The 1,078-nt window shown below is 66.2% G+C and carries 1 protein-coding gene; it reads right to left on the reverse strand.

Going from position 1 to position 1,078, the window contains the following annotated elements; genetic code table 11:
* The coding region (locus ACFT4A_RS42545; RefSeq protein ID WP_382842073.1) for a hypothetical protein at nt 1-722 on the reverse strand (722 nt) is incomplete at its 3' end.
* Nucleotides 723-1,078: the final 356 nt, after the last annotated feature.

Here is a 1,078-nt window from a genome sequence, read left to right on the forward strand (position 1 = left end):
TGCTTAGCGAGTTCTCGGAGTCCCTTGCGGCGGGTCTCGTCGCTGATGTCGTAGAGCTCGCGCCCGATGCGGGGGGAGATCCAGACCTGCTTCTTCTCACCGCGCTGCTCGTGGAGCAGCACCAGGTACATGGCGATGGCAGCCCCGGACAGCTTCATGATCCAGCCGTTGGTCCACAGCGTCGCCGGGAGCTGCACGTAGAGGTGTTCGTTCCGCAGAGCCCGTTCCTGGGGCTTGGCCCCCTTGCCCGCGAGGCGCTTGTACACGATGCCGGGGGGCTCGTAAGCGCGTCCGTCGCCCGAATCGCTGAGCAGATGGACGGCGGAAGCCGCGCCCGGCCGATGCCGGAGGTCCACGAACGCCTCGTCGTCGAGCCAGCGCAGTGACTCCTGGACCCGGCGCACGCCGGCAGGCTTGGCCCCGTAACCGAGCAGCAGGGCCCACTCCTGGGCCGAGTACTGCATGACGGGGTGCGACTCGTTCCGCGCCAGCCACAGCATCGACAGGTAGAGCTTCAGGCGCGCCTCGCCGCCTTTGCCACCGCCGCCCCGCAGGATACGGGCCAGAGGCGGCGCATCGGCCTCCGCGTCCGGAGCAGACCGGGCAATGAACCGGTACCGCACGGCGGCGCTCGACGCGCGCGTCCGGTCTGCTGCCTGCCGCGCTGCCGAGAGCTGTGCAGCCTCTGGGCTCGGCTCGCGCTTCACGGTTTCGCTGCTCACGGGGGCATCCTTATACGCAATAGGTCAATTTAGTAGTCCTAGGTCTAAGGGTATCTGCTGCCCCGCGTAAACGTGGGGGTTAGCACGTCAAAAGGCGATTCTGGCGGTTCTTTCCGTAGGTGGAAGGCGGTAAAAAAGGGTGGGACTTGCGTTACATCCTCGACCTGATGTAAGTTGTTCACACGCTGAAGCGCTCACCGAAACGGGGCGGCCCGGTCTGCCGGCCCAGAGGATCGGGGGTGGAGGCGTAGCGAGCACCCGCGGGGGACATGACCAGCGGGACCTCAACGCAGGGTCTGACAACCCGAGGTCTACGTTGTCCCACAGGCCTCTCGTACTGGTCTGAGGTCGCGAAC

The organism is Streptomyces sp. NPDC057099, assembly GCF_042671245.1.
GTDB lineage: Bacteria > Actinomycetota > Actinomycetes > Streptomycetales > Streptomycetaceae > Streptomyces > Streptomyces purpurascens.